The sequence below is a fragment of the Allobosea sp. 05T438 genome, from assembly GCF_056396025.1.
Genome location: NZ_JBFTKQ010000012.1, coordinates 86,835 through 101,943, shown reverse-complemented (window position 1 = coordinate 101,943; position 15,109 = coordinate 86,835). Strand labels below are relative to the sequence as shown.

At 65.2% G+C, this 15,109-nt stretch carries 13 protein-coding genes and 1 tRNA gene; 5 read left to right on the top strand and 9 right to left on the bottom strand.

Annotated features, from left to right (window positions below):
- Positions 1 to 207 precede the first annotated feature (207 nt).
- The 5 genes from AC1DIN_RS21340 to AC1DIN_RS21320 all read right to left on the bottom strand — a co-directional run bounded on the left by AC1DIN_RS21340 (position 208) and on the right by AC1DIN_RS21320 (position 5,937).
- Positions 208 to 504 carry a hypothetical protein gene (locus AC1DIN_RS21340; RefSeq protein ID WP_476811214.1) on the bottom strand — a complete coding sequence of 99 codons (297 nt, stop codon included), beginning with the start codon at positions 502 to 504 and terminating at the stop codon, positions 208 to 210.
- A 28-nt stretch (positions 505 to 532) separates the two neighbouring features.
- Positions 533 to 1,420, bottom strand: a complete 888-nt coding sequence (locus tag AC1DIN_RS21335) for a hypothetical protein (RefSeq protein WP_476811213.1) — start codon at positions 1,418 to 1,420, stop codon at positions 533 to 535.
- An 824-nt stretch (positions 1,421 to 2,244) separates the two neighbouring features.
- Positions 2,245 to 2,322, bottom strand: a tRNA-Pro gene (locus AC1DIN_RS21330).
- A 796-nt stretch (positions 2,323 to 3,118) separates the two neighbouring features.
- Positions 3,119 to 4,387: an O-antigen ligase family protein gene (locus AC1DIN_RS21325; RefSeq protein WP_476811212.1), complete on the bottom strand. Its 1,269-nt coding sequence runs from the start codon at positions 4,385 to 4,387 to the stop codon at positions 3,119 to 3,121.
- On the bottom strand, positions 4,384 to 5,937 hold the full coding sequence (locus AC1DIN_RS21320) for an undecaprenyl-phosphate glucose phosphotransferase (protein WP_441471976.1): 1,554 nt from the start codon (positions 5,935 to 5,937) through the stop codon (positions 4,384 to 4,386). Before AC1DIN_RS21320 ends, AC1DIN_RS21325 begins: the two co-directional genes overlap by 4 nt.
- 526 nt (positions 5,938 to 6,463) lie before the next feature.
- Here AC1DIN_RS21320 and AC1DIN_RS21315 point away from each other — a divergent pair.
- Both AC1DIN_RS21315 and AC1DIN_RS21310 read left to right on the top strand, forming a co-directional pair.
- Positions 6,464 to 6,829: a DMT family transporter gene (locus tag AC1DIN_RS21315; protein ID WP_476811211.1), complete on the top strand. Its 366-nt coding sequence runs from the start codon at positions 6,464 to 6,466 to the stop codon at positions 6,827 to 6,829.
- Positions 6,826 to 7,161, top strand: coding sequence for an SMR family transporter (locus AC1DIN_RS21310; protein WP_441471978.1), 336 nt, complete (start codon positions 6,826 to 6,828; stop codon positions 7,159 to 7,161). The genes AC1DIN_RS21315 and AC1DIN_RS21310 overlap by 4 nt, the downstream gene beginning before the upstream one ends.
- Before the next feature lie 7 nt (positions 7,162 to 7,168).
- Here AC1DIN_RS21310 and AC1DIN_RS21305 read toward each other — a convergent pair whose 3' ends face one another.
- Together AC1DIN_RS21305 and AC1DIN_RS21300 are read right to left on the bottom strand one after the other, a co-directional pair.
- Positions 7,169 to 8,335 (bottom strand): glycosyltransferase, encoded by a 1,167-nt coding sequence (locus tag AC1DIN_RS21305; RefSeq protein ID WP_476811210.1) that lies wholly within the window; start codon positions 8,333 to 8,335, stop codon positions 7,169 to 7,171.
- A gap of 19 nt (positions 8,336 to 8,354) precedes the next feature.
- Complete coding sequence (locus tag AC1DIN_RS21300) at positions 8,355 to 8,915, bottom strand: polysaccharide biosynthesis/export family protein (RefSeq protein ID WP_441471980.1); 561 nt, start codon at positions 8,913 to 8,915, stop codon at positions 8,355 to 8,357.
- 181 nt (positions 8,916 to 9,096) lie between these two features.
- Here AC1DIN_RS21300 and AC1DIN_RS21295 point away from each other — a divergent pair, with 181 nt between their 5' ends.
- Entirely contained in the window at positions 9,097 to 11,262 is a 2,166-nt protein-coding gene (locus tag AC1DIN_RS21295) for a GumC family protein (RefSeq protein ID WP_476811209.1), read from the top strand.
- Between the two features lie 15 nt (positions 11,263 to 11,277).
- On the opposite strand, the gene AC1DIN_RS21290 is transcribed toward AC1DIN_RS21295, so the two are convergent.
- Positions 11,278 to 12,459: a GNAT family N-acetyltransferase gene (locus AC1DIN_RS21290; RefSeq protein WP_476811208.1), complete on the bottom strand. Its 1,182-nt coding sequence runs from the start codon at positions 12,457 to 12,459 to the stop codon at positions 11,278 to 11,280.
- Between the two features lie 174 nt (positions 12,460 to 12,633).
- Here AC1DIN_RS21290 and AC1DIN_RS21285 point away from each other — a divergent pair, with 174 nt between their 5' ends.
- Positions 12,634 to 13,686, top strand: coding sequence for a polysaccharide deacetylase family protein (locus AC1DIN_RS21285; RefSeq protein WP_476811207.1), 1,053 nt, complete (start codon positions 12,634 to 12,636; stop codon positions 13,684 to 13,686).
- 9 nt (positions 13,687 to 13,695) lie between these two features.
- Here AC1DIN_RS21285 and AC1DIN_RS21280 read toward each other — a convergent pair whose 3' ends face one another.
- A complete protein-coding gene (locus AC1DIN_RS21280) occupies positions 13,696 to 13,905 on the bottom strand; it encodes a DUF2842 domain-containing protein (protein ID WP_441471984.1) in 210 nt (69 codons plus the stop codon).
- Positions 13,906 to 13,974: 69 nt separating this feature from the next.
- Here AC1DIN_RS21280 and AC1DIN_RS21275 point away from each other — a divergent pair, with 69 nt between their 5' ends.
- Positions 13,975 to 15,102, top strand: a complete 1,128-nt coding sequence (locus tag AC1DIN_RS21275) for a COX15/CtaA family protein (protein WP_476811206.1) — start codon at positions 13,975 to 13,977, stop codon at positions 15,100 to 15,102.
- Positions 15,103 to 15,109: the final 7 nt, after the last annotated feature.

Here is a 15,109-nt window from a genome sequence, read left to right as displayed (position 1 = left end):
AGGTGTGACAATCCACTGCTGGCGTCCTCGGAGTCAAAGGCGGCTTGTTGCCGCTTGCTGGCGGTCGTCGACGGCCGGAGCCAGTACCGAGCGGGCTGGTATCGACTATTTCCAGTAGCACTTACCTGGCACGGCCGAGCTCGGGCTATTCCCGAAGACGCGGTGATAAGAAGGACGTGCGGCCGGCGCAGGGGTATTCTGACCAGTCTAATCACCAGCTAGCTCCGCCTGCCAGCTTTTTCGCTCTGCGATTTCAGACAGAGCGATCTGACGCAGATCGTACCCCTCTCGAACGGTGTGGTCGATCTGCTCGTTCAGATGCCCGAGAAAGGGGTTTTCGCGCATATCGGGCGGAGGAAGAGGTTCATTGTCGAACCAGCTCACTTGCGCGTGATTTCGGAGTTCTTGCAGACGCTGTGTCCAGAGCGAGTAACGAAACACAGCTTTGGAGTTTGGAATGAGGACAAAGCCGACATTCGTTGGAAGTGTCGCATGTTTCAGCATGGCGACAAGCCAGCACTCGCTCCGAGGGTTAGCGCTTTTTCCCGGCCCGGATCAGCTCGACGTCACGCGCGACCAGGACGGTCCGCTTCAATATCCCGACTGGTTTGTCCTCGCCGTAGCGATCTAACCGGAAGCGCGCCGTGACCCGGCATTTGCGCATGCTGGCCTCCAACTCGGTCTTGCACTCGCTGCGCAGGAAACGGGCATCGGTTGAGCTGACGCTCCGCGCGAGCAGCATGACATTGGTGTTGGCGGTGATCCGAACGTCATCATCGTCAGTCCAATAGACCTGAACATTCGCAAATTCGATATCGCGCCCCTGCCATTTGTCCGGCGCATTGCGCAGGTCTCTCGGGCTGACACGCTTATAGGTGCGTTTCTCGGCCCCTTCGGGAGGCGAGGCAGGTGCCCGGGCCGGCGTTGCTGGTGCCGGCGGCGGGGCAGCGACATCGTCCTGGTAGAGCACGAATGGCACGGCGGTTTTCCCATCAAACCGGCCAAGGCCGTACAAGAGACGACCGCCCTTGTCCGTCGAATCCGCCTCGACGGTCGCGTTCGCGTCGATGATCTTGCAAGAAGGGCCGACCGCCGCGAGGGCATTCTTGTATTCGCCCTTCAGCGTCTTCTCGAAGTCATTAATATCGGCGCACCAGAACCCGCCGCGCTTGCCGGCCTGGACTTTCTCAGCCGCAGCCGGACCGCATGCCGCAAGCACGACCGCCAATGCGAGAAGAAGCCTCACTTCACCCTCCAGCGCCACCGGGTGCGCGTATTCATGGAGCGTGACGTCGCGTTGCGTCAATCCAGCGAAAGCGGCCGACCGCGCAAGGATCGCCCGTCGCATCGAGATTGGTGATCGATGCTCCATCCGTGGAGGTCGGATGGTGCGGCGCCATGGATAAAGCGGCGAGGCCATGTCATTTGGCCTTTTCCACCAGATCGGCTCCGGGCGTCGGCGAGCATCTCGATCTCGCTGACCGACCGCTCTCGCTCTGGCTTGAGATGGCTCCGCTTCTCCTTGCGGTGCTTCGTCTTCTTGGCCGACCGATGTCGCCATATGCTGCGACACCGCTGGTGTGCGTGATGCAGACGCTGTTCGGTACACCGACGTGCTGCCCGCTCTTCTGGTGGATGCCGGGGATCGGGTAGACCTTAACCTTGATGTCTTCTGGCAGAAGCCTGCCCATCCCTCACGCCTCCCTAAGGGCCGCCAGAGCTTGCTTGGCGATATCGACGGGGTAGGACAAGCGGCTTGCTGTCTTCGCCGCCATAGCGCTCCCAGCGAGAGATGCGCTCCAACGCAGCCCTAAGCCCGACTATCTCCGGATCCTTGGAGAGGGTGGGGTTGAGGGATTTGGAGTTGGCATCCGCGAGTATCCCAGCTTCACCGGAAGGCGGGGGCGGCAGCGGCAACTGCGGCGCGGCGGCATAGCGAGTCGCATCCTCGCGCAAATGGACATAGGCGAGGGCGCACCGATCCTTGCCGGCCGCAGTCAAATGGTGGAACCCCGCGATCGTGCAGAGGCCTGATGATGGATCGTAAGCGGTCCCGGCGTGAGCATCGCCCGCTCACCCACGGCCGTCCCTCCACTGTGGAGGGGAGGGGCGCCAAGAACGTCAGCAGAACATCTGTCGGGACTTTTTGTCCCGCTATGGCCGATTCCCTCCCGTTCGGTGCCGATCTGTTCTTCGGCACCAGAAAACGGGTGGCTGGCAACATATTGATTTTGTGAGGTTTTATGGTCGGAGCGAGAGGATTCGAACCTCCGACCCCTTGTCCCCCAGACAAGTGCGCTAACCGGGCTGCGCTACGCTCCGACGGCTCGGCTTATAGTGGCGGGCCGCAGCAGATGCAATGCGCTTCGCTGCAATCTTGCTCGCTCTCGTGGAACGACTTGTGCGGAAAGGCCCCCCGCCTCGTTTTGCGGTGCGACAAATATGAATGGCGTCCCCCAAATGGGGGGTGTCGATCATGCTCCCCGCTGCAATCATCATTGCGCGGCGCGGGAATTGGTATCCATGAAACGCAGGCATCAGATGTCGCTGATCGTGCGGCGCGCACAGATTCGCCGCGCAGCCGCTAGCAGGAAAGACGCCTCTCGGGCTCTGGAGGCCGCGCGCCCCAAGCTTCGGCTGGTCTTCTCCAACGACAACGTCCAACACCTCAAGGCGACTTGCGGAGGCGACGGGCCGTCGCGGTCCTTCGAATAGGCTTGCCTCCGGTTCTCTTGCCGGCCAAGCGACCGTTCAGTAATCAGTCATCTGCCGTCGCCTTTGATGCGGTCGCGGTCGACGCTCCGTCGCCGTGCGAGAATGAATGCAGGCGAGGCCGTGTTGAGGCAGGACTGGTTCCATTGCGAGGATTGCGGTTCGCCGGGGGTTTCGATCCCCCAGGCTCTCACCGATGCCAGCATCGTTTCATGCGGCAATTGCGGTCGCAGGGTCGGCTCCTGGGCAGAGTATCGCCGTCACATCGATCTGGCTCTGCGGGCGGAGCAGGCGCGCAAGACGAGCCGCGTCATCGTGGCGGACCCGATCGGATGCGGTTCAGCCGGGGTCTGAGCTGCTGGCCCGGCGGCCTGCGTCCATGCCGGCGCCCGCGGGGCCACCGGCGTCATCCCTGATCGCGGCCGAGTTCGGATCGAGAGGCGCGTTCTGTCCGCGAGGTGGGCTTCGGCAGGGCAGCCAGACCCCAGATCAGGCCGAGCATCAGATAGAGATGGCGCCAATGGTCGGTGTCGATCTGAAGGCCTTGCAGGATCGTCACGAACAACACCGGCCACAGCACGACGGCATGCTGCTGCCACGGCCGGCGCTGAAACACGAGGCGCCAGCCGACATAGCAGGTCGCGGCCATCAACCCGAGCCACGCCACGCCGCCCAGCCACCCATAGGAAGCGAAGGCGTTGATGTAGACGTTGTGCGGATCTTCCGTGAAGTGCCAGCGGAAGCGCAGAGGCCCGAACCCGTTGGGCGCTTCGAGCAGAAGCGAGATCGAACGAAGCTGGTTGCCGAAGCGCCCCGTCACGCCCTGATCGTAGCTCTGGTCGAGACTCGCCCGGGTCTCGAAGACGTCGCGGATGTTCTCGAAGGAGAGCGCGACGGCAAGCGCGGCTGCCGCCGCCATGAACGCGACGAGCGTGAGGAGCGCGATACGACCGCGCTGCATGGCATTCGGGGCGGTCAGGAATGCCAGCCCGATCATGAGCAGGGCCGAAGCTACCAGATTGCCCCAGGCGCCGCGGGAGAAGGTCAGGAACAGCGCGAACAGCGGCATGCTGATCAAGGCTAAGCCGCGCACCAGCCCGGCCTGCCCGGTGAGGATGCGATGCAGGACGTAGAGAATGGGCAGGACGAGGAACGGGCCCAGCACGTTCGCATCCTTGAAGGTGCCGGACGCGCGCCCATAGAGCGTGAAGCTGCTGCCCAGACCGGCGACGTCGAAATAGCCGAGCACGCCTGCGATGCCCGCGTACCAGGCGGCGAAGAGATAGCCCTGCCACAGGGTTTCCAACCGGCCTGTCGCATCCTCCGCCATGATCGCCGCGAAGAAGATGCCGGTGATCATCAGATAGACGGAAACGGCCGTGAAGCGGACCGAATCGCCCTCGTCCATCCACGGTATCAGCGAGAAGATGCCACCGATATTGTAGAGGAGCAGCAGCACGGCCAGCGGCAGCAGCTTCTGCGAGAAGCGGATCCCGGTGACGGCGAAGACGAAGAGCGTCAGCAGGAAAACGAGTTCGTAGGGCGAGGGCTCTATTAGCGCGAAGCCGCTTGACGCGCCGAGGAGCCAGAGCGTCCCGCGCTTGATCGCGGCATATGAGATCGCGAGCCGGGGGCCCGGCGCCTCATGCGACGGGTGCTCGGCGACGGTGCTCAATACGCGTTCTCGTTCTTGGTCAGCAGCGAGAGCGGCGTCTTGAACAGGATGTAGAGATCGAGCAGCACCGACCAGTTCTCGATGTAGTAGAGATCGTGCTCGACGCGCCGCTGGATCTTCTCATCTGTGTCCGTCTCGCCGCGCCAGCCGCTGATCTGGGCCCAGCCGGTGATGCCGGGCTTGACCTTGTGGCGGGCGAAGTAGCCGTCGACGACCTGCTCATAGGCGCGGTTGGCCGTCGAGGCGTGGATGGCATGCGGGCGCGGCCCGACCAGCGACAGATCGCCCTTGAAGACCACGTTCAGCAGTTGCGGCAGTTCGTCGATCGAGGTCTTGCGGATGAAGCGGCCGACGCGCGTCACGCGCGGATCGTCTCGCGTCACCTGCTTGGCCGCCTTGAAGTCGCTCTTGTCGTGGTAGAGCGAGCGGAACTTGAAGACCTCGACGGTCTCGTTGTTGAAGCCGTAGCGTTTCTGGCGGAAGAAAACCGGCCCCTTAGAGTCGAGTTTGATGGCGATGGCTGTCGCAAGCATCACCGGCGAAAGCGCGATCAGCGCCAGCACGCCGACGACCTTGTCGAATATCCATTTGACGACGATGTCCCAGTCGGCGATCGGCCGGTCGAAGACATCCAGCACGGGCACGGTGCCGAAATAGGAGTAGGAGCGCGGCCGCAGCCTCAGCTTGGAGAGATGCGCCGACAGACGGATGTCGATCGGCAGTACCCAGAGCTTGCGCAGCATGGTCAGGAGCCGCGCCTCGGCCGAGATCGGCAGGGTGAAGATCACCAGATCGAGCTTGGTTCGGCGTGCGAATTCGACGAGGTCGTCGATCGTGCCGAGCTTGGGGTAGCCGGCGACAAGATCGGGGGAGCGTTCGTCATTGCGGTCGTCGAAGACGCCGCAGATGCGCAGGCCGGTGTCCTTCTGGCTTTCCAGGGCGCGGATCAGGGCCTCGCCCGCCTCGCCGCCGCCGACGATCGCCGTGCGTCGCTCGAGCCGGCCGTTGCGGGTCAGATGACGCACGCCGAGCATCACGACGATCCGGCCGCTCAAGAGAGCGCCGGCGCCAGCGAAATAAAAGCCGATCAGCCAGCCGCGGGAGACCTGATCGCTGATCTTGAGGATGAAGAAGACCGCCATCGTGATGAGGAAGAGTATCGTCCAGCCGGTCAGGAGCCGGACGGCACTGGCGATGAGGTTGCGCAGCGCGCCGATCGGATAGAGCTGCAGCGCCTGGAAGGTGCCGAGGGCTGTAACCGCCAGCGTCGGGATCGCGATTTGATAGGGCAGGGCGTATTCGTCCTTGCCCGCCACGTAGAGCCAGTAGATCAGGGCGCCCGTTCCGATCACCGCGAGCGCATCGACAAGCCGGGCGACTCCTTCGATCATCACGGGCGATAGCGTCGGCTTGACGGGGATGGCGGCGATGCGCTCGGCGAGGGGATGAAAGCGCCGCGTCGGGCCCGCTTCCGCTCCGCCGAACATCGCCGGCGTTGCCGAGGCGGCCGCGTCCGCCTTCATCATATCGCGGACATCGAAAGTCCCCATAGCGTCCAATCCTCAAGCCGGATCGCAGCGCCGGGCGCGGCGGTCCCGGTCGCGGTCTACCCGAAATTGCTCTCGGAACGCTTAACCCGACCGCGTCTTGTTTCGCAGGATCAGTAAGGGATCGGGCAAAACCGAGGCGTTCCGGACCTCGAAAATGCCTGAGCGCGGGGCTTAAAAAAACATGGCGTGAAATGCTGATTTTGTCTTGGAGGGCCAATGGCTTGCTCGGGGGTAAAGCTACGTATAAATCAGTCGGTTTCCCGTAAGTCGTTGTTATTGCAAGTTATCGAGAGTTGACATTAGCCGAGGGTGGCGGCATATTCCTCTTCGATGAGTGTCTGAGAAGCATATATCGCCCGCTTGGGGCATGGCGTCGGGATCGTTGTTTTTCCCATGACGCCGATTGTCGAGGTCGAGCCTCTGCAACTGCTTCTTTTCGGATCTGTCGATTTAAAACTCTAACGATTGCTTGGCTGTCCCTGCGTCGCATCTGCGATGTTCAGCGTCGGCTTCGCCCGTGTGCAAAATGTCTTTTCATTGGTTGGTTCTGCTCGCGGCCATTGCCGTCGAGATCGTCGCGACGGCCGCGCTGAAGTCGGTCGTCTCCGCACCCTGGCTCATCGGCACGCTGCCGCTGGTCCTGATCGGCTTTTCTTTCATCCTGCTCAGCATTGCGCTGCGCGTCATCCCGATGGCGGTGGCCTATGCCGTCTGGGAAGGGGCGGGCATCGTCGGCATCGCCGTCATCGGCCATCTCCTCTTCGGGGAGCACCTCACAGTTGGCCGAATGCTCGGTTTCGCTGCGATCCTGGTCGGCATCCTTCTCATCGAGAATGGCGTCGGCCATGGCCGCAAGCAGGACGAGCCGCTCGCTGGCGGGAGGCTTGTGTGAATGCCTCGTTCATTCAGGCCGCTCCCTTCCTCTGGCTGCTGCTGGCGGTCACTTTCGAGATCGCCGGCACCTACCTGCTGAAGCTGTCGGACGGCATGAGCCACCGCGTGGTCGGCGCCGGGGGCATCGTCTTCGTCATGGGGGCCTTCGCCGCCCTGGCGCAGGCGATCAAGGGCATGGATCTGGCTGTCGCCTATGCCGTCTGGGGCGGTGCCGGGCTGGTGATCACCGCGGTTGTCGGCGCATTGGCCTTCGGTCAGCGCATCCGGCCGGTCGGCTGGCTCGGTATCGTGCTGGTCGTTGCCGGCGTCGCCGCGCTGAAGCTGGTCTGACGCCGCTTCAGGCCATGCCGCGCGCGACCATTGCGTCGCGATAGGCGGCGATGATGCCGTCGACCATTGCGTCAATGCAGAAATTCTGCCGGACATGTGCGGCCAGGTCGACAGCCTGGGCCAGCCGCTCCGATTCCGGTGTTTCGAGCATGGTGCGGATCGCGCCGGCGAGGACCTGCGGATCGTCGGTCTTGATCAGTCGGTCGCGGTGCCGCGCTCCGTAGATTTCGGCGATCCCGCCGACATCCGTCGAGATCAGCGGCTGCGCCGCGGCCGCGGCCTCGAGGATGACGTAAGGGAGGGACTCGGCGCGCGACGGGATCACCATCACATGCGCTTGCGCCAGCGCCTTGCGGATGGGCCCGGGTGGTTCGAACACGCATTGATCGGCGATGCCGCGGTCCCGCGTCATCTGCTTCAGCTCGGCCTCGTCCGGCCCCGATCCGACGATCAGGATGCGCGGCCTCAGCCCGTCGCGCTGACGCAGCAGCTGCAGCGCATCGATCAGCGTGTCGACCCCCTTCGCCGAGCGCAGTTCGCCGAGATAGAGCAGGTCGAATTGCGCCTGCGCATGGTCGATCGGCTCGAACTCGGCATTCGAGACGCCATTCAGGACGACGCGGTGGCCGGTCCGCGGTGCGTGCCCGATATGCGCTTCGAAGCGCCCGGCGATGAAGCGGCTTTCGAACAGGAACATGTCCGTCGCGCCCTCGAGCAGGCGCTCGACCGCCATGTAGACTCTGTGTTCGCGGCTGCCGGGCTTGTAGTTGAAGCTGCCGCCATGCGGCGTATAGGCGGTGACATAGCGCCGTCCGGGCGAGAGCAGTGCCGGGAACCGGCCGTAGACCCCGCCTTTCGAGCCATGGCAGTGCACGATGTCGGGTGCCAACTTGCGCCGCAATGCGACGGCCGAGAGCTGCGCCTTGGCGTCGGTCAGGCTCGGATAGCGAGACATCGGCACGCGGGTCACGCCCAGTGCCAGCTGGCCCGACAGCTCCTGGAAGACTTCGTCGGCTCTCTGGCCGCCGGTGTTCGAGTCACAGAAGATGCCGACGGCGTGGCCGCGTTCCACCTGCCCGCGGGCTACATCGAGGACGTGCCGGAACAGCCCGCCGAGGGGGGCGCGAAAGACGTGCAGAATTCGCAAGGGGCGCGTGCCGGCGGCGTCCGTCATGGCAGGAATCCGCGGGGCTTCAGAACCAGCGTTCCTTGATGACGATCGTGTCTCCGGGCTGGACCGGGTAGGTGATCGGCACGGTCGCAGTCACGGTCTGGCCGTCGATCTGCCGGGTGACTTCCGCCGAGGAACGCTGTCCGCGCGGAGTGAAGCCGCCGGCGATCGCAACCGCCGTCTGCACGGTCATGCCGTTCACGAAGGGGAACTGGCCGGAATTGGTGACTTCGCCCAGCACGAAGAACGGACGATAGGTGTCGACCTCGACCGAAACCTTGGGCTCGCGCAGATAGCCGCCACGCAGCTTGGCTTCGATCGCCTGTGCGAGCTGCTGGGTGGTGCGGCCCTGCGCTTCGACGGTGTTGATCAGCGGCATGGCAATCCGGCCGGAGCCGTCGACCGCATAGATGTTCGACAGGTTGTCCTGCCCGAACACGATGATGCGCAGCCTGTCGCCGCTGGCGAGCCTGTAGGGACCCGCCGGCTCGGCAAGCGTATAGTCCGACGCCACATATCGGGGGGCGCATGCGCCCGCCAGCATGGCGGCGGCCAAGGCGAGAGAGGCGAGGCGTCGACTCATCACAAAGGCTATCCGTGCAGAATACCCCCGAGCTTTAGGCGTCATATGGTTAACAAAGGCTTCCCGGTGGCCAGCGGTAACCGCTCAGGAACCGTCTTAACCGGGCAATAACCTTACTGAGGCTTCAATGACGCCCGCGTCCCTGTCCGGGATGCATGAGTTTTGCGTCCAGAGGTGTGTCATGACCGCTCAGGCAGGGATTGAAGCGCGCAGCGCCGGCGATGGCCGGGGCGACATGCTCGACCTCTCCGCGTTGTGGGCCGCGATCAAGCGCCGCAAGCTCTGGATCATCGGGCCGACGCTTGCGGCGCTCGGCCTGTCGTTCCTTGCGGTCAATATCGTCACGCCGCGCTATACGGGCGAGGCGCGGCTGCTGCTGGAAAGCCGCGGCACCTTCTACGCACTGCCGGGCCAGTCGCTGCCGGATTCCTCCGGTCAGTTCGACGCTGAAGCGGTGCAGAGCCAGGTCCAGGTCATCATGTCGCGCGATCTGGCCCGCGAGGCGATCAAGCGCATCGGACTCGTCGGCAACCCCGAGTTCGATTCCGGCGTCGGCGCGCTCAGCAGCGTACGCAAGCTGGCGGTTATGATCGGGCTGGGTGGGCACCCTGCCGATCGCTCGCCGGAGGACCGCGTCCTCGAAAAATATTACGACCGGTTGCTGGTCTTCCCCGTCGGCCGTTCACGGATCGTGTCGATCGAATTCACCTCGGTCGATCCGGCGCTTGCGGCGAAGGCGGCGAACACCATCGCCGAGACCTATCTCGAGTTCCAGGAGGCGGCGAAGCAGGAAAACGCCCGCAGCGCCTCGAACTGGCTTTCGACCACGATCGAGCCGCTGCGCAAGCGTGTGGCCGAGGCCGAGGCGAAAGTCGAGGATTTCCGGTCCAAGAACGGCCTTTTGGTCGGTTCCAACAACACGACCATCACCTCGCAGCAGCTCACCGATCTCTCGAGCCAGCTTTCGGCGGCGCGCAGCCAGCAGACCGAGGCACAGGCCAAGGCAGGGCTGATACGCGATGCGATCAAGCAGGGTCGGACCTTCGAGATCCCCGATGTCGCCAATAATGATCTCGTGCGCCGCCTGATCGAGCAGCGCGTCAATCTGCGCGCGCAGATCGCGGCGGAGTCGCGCAGCCTCCTGCCCGAGCACCCGCGGATCAAGGAGCTCAACGCCCAGCTTCTCGACCTCGAAGGACAGCTGCGCGCCGCCGCCGAGCGGACCGTGCGGACGCTGGAGAACGAAGCCAAGATCGCAGGCCAGCGCGTCGAGAGTTTCCAGGCTGCGCTCGACGGACAGAAGAAGAATGTCTCGTCCGCCAATGACAGCGAGGTGCAGCTGCGGGCGCTCGAGCGCGAGGCGCGCACCCTGCGCGACCAGCTCGAGCAGTACATGCAGCGCTATCGCGAGGCGGTGGCGCGGGACACCATGAATGCCACGCCGGCCGATGCCCGCATCATCTCGCGTGCCGTGCAGCCGACCGAGCCGTCCTTCCCGAAGAAGGTTCCCGTCATGCTGGTCGCTACGCTCGCGACCTTCCTGGTCGCGCTGGCAACGATCGTCACGCGCGAGCTGCTCAACGGCCAGGGCCGGCCGCTGCCGGAGACTCCGCGCCGGCCGCGCTGGGTCTCTGCCGGCAAGAACGAGGACGAGACGGAGCAGGCTGGACCTGCGCCGCAGGAGCCCCGCCACGAGCGCGTCGCCGGCTTGCTGACCCATGCCGGGCGCCTGGGCCAGTTGCGGCTCGACCTCGACCGGCCGGAGCGGACCCTCGCGGAGATCGCCGAGCGGACGCAGGAGGCGCCGCGCGGCATGGCCCCGATGATGCTCGTGCTCGATGGCGGCGCGGAGGGGGCTGCCAACGCGCGCGACCTCGCCAAGCTGCTTGCGCAGCGCTGCCGCTGCATTCTCGTCGACCTGACGGTGGATGATGAGCACGACGAGCCGGGCTTCTCTGAACTCCTTGCAGGCGAGGCCTTGTTCTCCGACATCATCATGCGCGCGCCGGGCTCGCGTCTGCACAGCATCGGTCCCGGCCGGGCGGGGCGCGCTGCCGTGCTGGCGGCGCCCGACCTCGTGGATATTGCCCTCGATGCGCTCTGCGAGACCTACGACTGGGTGCTGGTTGCCGCTGCCTCCAGCGACGATGGCGCCATGCTGAGCCCCGTCGCCCGTCGCGCCCAGGGTGGCTTGGTGATGAGCGGCCAGTTCGGCAACGGTCACGCCCTCGAAGCCGCTTATCGCCTGAGCGAACTCACCGAAGCGCCGGTCACGCTCATCCTCGACGCCGAAGGCGGTGTTCCCAAGGCGCCTTCGGCGCGCACCGAGGTGCCGGCCGAGGCGTAGTCGCCCCGGCGGGCCTCAGTCTTCGTCCCGCTCCTTGCGGTGCAGCCAGCCCGAGGCTCGCTGCGCCAGCTTGAGCGCGACGGGCGAGGCCTTGATCCGCCGCTTCAGTTCGCGTTTCGCCCGGGCCATCATGGCGAAGAGCCGGCCCTTGAAGGTCAGCGGCAGGAAGGTGTCGACCAGATCGTCGTGGTCGTCGCAGAAGGTGGTTTTGTAGCGCGCTTCGCCCACGCCGAGATCGAAAGCGGCCGAGCCATCATTGCATTTCTGCCGGATCAGCTCGGCCAGCAGCAACTCGCCCGGGCTGGTCCGGACGGTCTCGCTCTCCATGTCGAACGAGGTCGCCATTCCCGAGAACCGCTCGCCCAGTGTGGCGCCGACATAGGTGGCGGTGCTTTTTCCCACCAGATCGAGCGAATAGAGCTCGATGGCGGGCGCAGCATTGCCCTCGCAGCTCGCCGCCCGTGAAAGGAAGCTGCGGACCGCCGGCTCTGCGAAGGGATCGGGCACGCCCATCGCACGAAAGCGCGCGGCCTTCTGTTCGAGGAAGGCCGAGAGAACGCGCTCGATCTCATCGGGCGTCCTCGCTCGGTTCATCGCCGACGGGCCGAAATCCCTGAAGCGGCTGTGCTTGTTCTTGAGCTTCTTGCGCGCATGACTGCTCATCGAACGCTTCAGCGTGGCATCGCCATCACCCGTGATCAGCGCGAGCTTGTAGGCCCGGCTCGGGCTCGGGCCGGCTGCAAGGAGGGCGGCCGGATTAAGATATCCGCGCCAGTGCGTCGGTTGGTTGACGAAGACGAGTGCATCGAGGCCGCCGATCGCCGCGCCGATCTCGGCCAGCATCTGCTGTGCGAGCGCTGCATCGAGCCTGGCGGCGAAGGCGGGAGCATAGAGCCCCATATGGTAATTGGCATGCTTGCCGCCGATGATTTCGGCGAAGCGGATACCGCTGCGCCGGGTGATGACCAGCGGCAGCAGCGCACAGAGGGTGCCCTGCGCATCACGCAGGAGCGAATACCGAAACGTCATCCCGTGGGCGGCGCCCATCGTCTCCACGAAAGGACGGATCCAGCCATAGGCCTGATAGGGGGTCGCCAGTGCCGTTGCTTCGAAGGGCCGCCAGATGTCTTCGAGCGACCGGATATCGCTTTCGATGGCGATCGACGCCCAGGCGCGCTCGCCCGCGCGACTGTCCATGGCCGCGGTTCTGGGATGCGATGTTTCGGCGGCAATGGCGGGCATGGTCCCTCGGCCCCTTGGAGGATTGAGGCCGTCCTCCTTAACCCGCCATTGTGAACGGATCGGTCATGATCGTTCGGCCAGGCAGCGCTATTGCGCAACAGCGTTAGCGGGCAGTTGCATGGATTGGCGATGAACGGACGTCACAAGGCCATCGCGGCCGCATTCAAGCTGATGGCGGCGACGGGGGCCGATCGTTGGAGCCGCGGCTTCGCGCAAGGCGCCGGGATGATCCTGACCCTGCACCATGTGCGTCCGCAGATGGCGCGCGGCTTCGCACCAAATGCCTTGCTGGAGATCACGCCCGAATTCCTCGACGAGGCTCTGAGCCTTATTAAGGCCGAGGGCTACGACATCGTTTCGCTCGACGAGGCCATCCTGCGACTGCGGCAGCCGAAGCGCGGGCGCTTCTTCGTGGCGTTGACCTTCGACGACGGCTACCGAGACAATGTCGAGCACGCCTGGCCGGTGCTGGCGAAGCATGGCGTGCCCTGGACGCTTTTCGTCACGCCCGGCTTCGCCGATCGTACGGCGCGGCTCTGGTGGCTGGAGCTGGAAAAGGCGATCCGTGCTCTGCCGCGCCTCGACATCGCCTTGCCTGACGGCCCCTTCGCCGCCCGCACCGAGACCGACGCCGAAAAGAACCGTGCCTTCGACAGCATCTACTGGCGCCTGCGCAAGGGGCCGGAAGCGGTCCTGCTGTCGGCAGCCTCCGAACTGACGGCCCGGGCCGGCATCGATCCGGCTGCACTCGTCGAACGCGAATGCCTGCCATGGGAGACGCTGCGCGCGCTCTCCGGCGCGCCAGGCGTTACCATCGGCGCTCATACCCTGACGCATCCGATGCTGGCCAAGCACGATGCCGGGACGGCACGCCGCGAGATCACTGAAAGCAAGGCGCGACTGGAGGCGGAGCTGGCCATGCCAGTCCTGCATTTCTCCTATCCCGTCGGCGATCCCGGCTCCGCCGGGCCGCGCGAATTCGCGCTGGCGCAGGACGCGGGGTTCGTCAGTGCGGTGACGACGCGGCCGGGGCATCTCTTCCCGGACCATGCAAGCCATTTTCACGCGCTGCCGCGCGTCTCGCTTAACGGGCTGCACCAGAACGAGACGGCGCTGCGGGCGCTGCTGTCGGGGTTGCCGTTCTGGCTGCGGAACCGCGGGCGCAGCCTCGATGTCGGGTGAGGCGAGGCCTCAAGCCTGGTCCTTGCGCTCCATCCACTTGATCAGCGGCAGCAGCGGCAGCACCCAGGCGAGGCCGAGCGCGATATAGGCGATCGTCTGCACGAGCTTCGGCGCCTCGGTGATCCGTCCCTGCGCCAGCGCCATCGCGACCAGCGCGTAGACGCAGACGAAGACAAGGATCAGCACCGTCCCGAGCAGCTTGCGGTTGCGTTGTTTCATCAGACTCTCCGCCGCGCGGACGCGGCTGCTGCGGCATTGCGGGCGTTGTCGCGCCGTCGCGAGGGGTCTATGTCACCGGCGAAGGCGCTTGTGAAGCGCCAGCCAGCTTCTGCGACCGAAAGCCCCGCACCCGTGACCGTTGCGCTCAACCAGACTGCCGGCGATATCGCCAAGGCCGATCATGCCGGCATCCGCCGCTGGCTCTGGACAGTGGCGGGCCTCGTCTTCGTGATGGTCGTGGTCGGCGGCGCGACGCGGCTGACCGGTTCGGGCCTTTCCATCACCGAATGGAAGCCGATCACCGGTGCCTTGCCGCCGATCTCGGCACAGGCCTGGGCCGAGGAGTTCGCCAAATATCAGGCGAGCCCGCAATACCAGATCCTCAACAACGGCATGAGCCTCGGCGAATTCCAGTTCATCTACTGGTGGGAATGGGGCCATCGTCAGCTCGGCCGCTTCATCGGGCTCGTCTATCTCGCCGGGTTCCTCGTCGTGGCGCTGCGCCGCCTGCTGCCGGCGCGCCAGATCGCGACGCTGTTCGGCATGGGGCTGCTGCTCGGCCTGCAGGGCACGATCGGCTGGATCATGGTGGCTTCCGGCCTGCAGCCCGGCATGGTCGCCGTCGCGCCGGTGAAGCTGACGCTGCACCTCACCTTCGCCGGGTTATTCTTCGGCTCGGTCGTCGCCTTCGCGACATGGCTGACGCCGCTGCGCCGGCCCGAAACCGTCGGCAGCCGCGCCATGGCCTGGCTGCTCCTTGCGCTGACCTTTGTCCAGATCGCGCTCGGCGGGCTCGTCGCCGGCTCGAAGGCGGGCTTCACCTTCAACACCTGGCCGCTGATGGACGGAGCGCTTGTGCCGTCCGGCTCGTTGCTCTTCGCCCAGACGCCGTTCTGGGAGAACTTCGTCGACAATGTCGCGCTGGTGCAGTTCAACCACCGCCTCGGCGCCTATGTGCTGTTCGCCTTCGCCCTCTGGCAGGCGGTTCACCTGCGGCGGGTCGGCCCTCAATCGAGCGCGGCGAAGCGCGCGACGGCGATCGCCGGCCTGATGACGGCGCAGGCTGCGCTCGGCATCGTCACCTTGCTGCTGGTCGTGCCGCTCTGGGCCGGGCTGGCGCATCAGGCGCTCGCCTTCGCAGTGCTGGCGATGGCGGTGGTCCATGTCACCCGGACGGGGCGGGTGGCGGGAGCATGAGGCTCGT